Here is a 2,137-nt window from a genome sequence, read left to right as displayed (position 1 = left end):
TGATGCCTGCCATTTCTCCCCCCGTTGCTTGGTTTCAACGGATATTAGCCGGAGGTGGGAAAATTGCGAGCAATTTATTTCTGGATAAGCACTTATTATATACTCAGGCTCTTCCTCCCTTCAGCCATCTTTCCTGTGCACCGTGCAACTACGCATAATTGCTCTGGCAGCCGCGAAAAACGATTTGTCCGGTGTTCACCCTAAAAAGGACGCGGCCCAAAGGTTCATGCTGCCGATAAAAATCCGCATACATTGTGCCGTTTGATTACAGCTTGTGATACCGTTCAAGCCAATGGGCGTAAGGAGCGGGCAACACCCATGACGGTTTGTCGATGCCCAGGCTTATGGCGGCATGATAGGGCCAGTGAGGATTTTCCAGATGCGCCCGTCCGATCATGACCAAGTCGAGTTGGTTGTTTTTAATTGCGTTTTCCGCCAGATCAGGACGACCAAAACCCCAGGCCGAGGCTACCGGTAAACCGGTTTCCCTGCGTACTCTCTCCGCTATTGGAGCAAGAAAGGCAGGCCCCCAAGGAATATTCGCAGCTGGTGTTGTGAAACCCATGCTGACATTCAGGAGATCCAGCCCGCCTTCGCGGAATTGCTTGCTCAGGGCAATGGCTTCGGCCAGGGTTTCCTCGTCGCGGCCATCATATTCAATGACACCAAAGCGGATGGTGAACGGCAGGCGTTCCGGCCATACCTTGCGCACGGCTGCCATGGTCTCGAGGAGAAAGCGGCTCCGGCCTTGCGCATCGCCACCATAGGCATCCGTTCGTTTGTTGGCGTGCACACTGAAAAAACTCTGGGCAAGATAGCCATGAGCAAAATGAAGCTCAAGCCACTCGTAACCGGCTTCCAGGGCTCGTTTGGCAGCGGTAACGAAATCCTCCTGAACTCTCTGAATATCGGCAAGAGTCATCTCTCTCGGCACCTTGGGCAGATTCGCGCCAAAGGCGACTGCCGATGGCGAAATTGTCGTCCACCCGCGGGGATCAGATTCCACCAGGTGATCATCACCTTCCCAGGGGCGATTGGCGCTGCCTTTACGGCCTGCATGACCAATCTGTATGCCAGGGACAGCTCCGGCCTGTTTGATGGCGCGAGCGATGCTGGCGTGAGCCTGCGCCTGCTGCTCATTCCAGAGGCCAAGGCAGGCGGGGGTAATGCGGCCTTCCGGGGCAACCGCCGTGGCCTCGACAATGACGAGTCCGGCGCCGCCCCTTGCGATCTGGGTGTAATGAGCCAGGTGCCATTCGTTGGGAATGCCGTCCGTTGCCGAATACTGGCACATCGGCGGGACTGCGATCCGGTTGCGCAACGTCAGGTCTTTTAACGAAAACGGTGAAAATAAACGGGACATCGTATCATCCTCTCAAAAATAGATAATAATAAAACGCCAGCCGGACACTATTCTCAGCCATTCGGCTGGCTTACTCTTTGTCTTCATTGCAACAGCCTGATGACCGCTTCTGCCGTGGCCTTGCTGGAGGCCGGGTTCTGGCCGGTGACCAGCTTGCCGTCTACCTGCACATGGCTGGCCCAAGGTTCGCCCACGATAAACCTGCCGCCCTCTTCGCGAAGCTTTGATTCAAGCAGAAAAGGCACATCAGCAACTTTTCCCGCCGCAGACTCTTCGGCATCTGTAAATGAAGTGATGGTCATCCCGGCAACCAGGGAGGTTCCGTCCGCCCTTTTGGCTCCCACGAGGCCAGCAGGGCCGTGGCACACCGCAGCAATCACCTTGCCTTCCCGTTCAAATTCGGTAAGCAGATGCTTGATCTGCTGGTTGTCTGCGAGATCAAACATGGCGCCGTGGCCACCAGGGAAAAAGATGGCATCAAAATCCTTGACCGACACGGTATCAATCGGCCTGGTGTCAGCAAGCAGGGTTATGGCGTTCTTCCACTCTTCCGGGCTTTCTCCCCGTACGCTGCCCGGATCGATAGGCGCCCGCCCCCCCTTGAGGCTGGCCACGGTCACGGCATAGCCAGCCCGGGAAAAAAGCAGGTATGGCACGGTGTATTCCTCCAGCCAGATGCCTGTTGGTTTTCGGCTCTTCGTCGTTTCAAGTGGATTTGACCAGATTTTGTATCGGGGCGGCCAGCAGATAAATCATGCAGATGAACGTGTCATC

Annotated in this window: 2 protein-coding genes; both read right to left on the bottom strand. The window is 55.8% G+C overall.

Annotated elements, in window-relative coordinates; translation table 11 throughout:
- Positions 1 to 265: 265 nt before the first annotated feature.
- Complete coding sequence (locus tag Q362_RS0117665; RefSeq protein WP_028319694.1) at positions 266 to 1,363, bottom strand: NADH:flavin oxidoreductase/NADH oxidase; 1,098 nt, start codon at positions 1,361 to 1,363, stop codon at positions 266 to 268.
- Between the two features lie 83 nt (positions 1,364 to 1,446).
- Positions 1,447 to 2,019 carry a type 1 glutamine amidotransferase domain-containing protein gene (locus Q362_RS0117660; protein WP_211248540.1) on the bottom strand — a complete coding sequence of 191 codons (573 nt, stop codon included), beginning with the start codon at positions 2,017 to 2,019 and terminating at the stop codon, positions 1,447 to 1,449.
- Positions 2,020 to 2,137: the final 118 nt, after the last annotated feature.

Source organism: Desulfobulbus elongatus DSM 2908, assembly GCF_000621145.1.
In the GTDB taxonomy this organism is placed as follows: domain Bacteria; phylum Desulfobacterota; class Desulfobulbia; order Desulfobulbales; family Desulfobulbaceae; genus Desulfobulbus; species Desulfobulbus elongatus.
The sequence above is the reverse complement of the archived record's forward strand: the minus strand, read 5'-3'. Positions and strand labels throughout refer to the sequence as shown.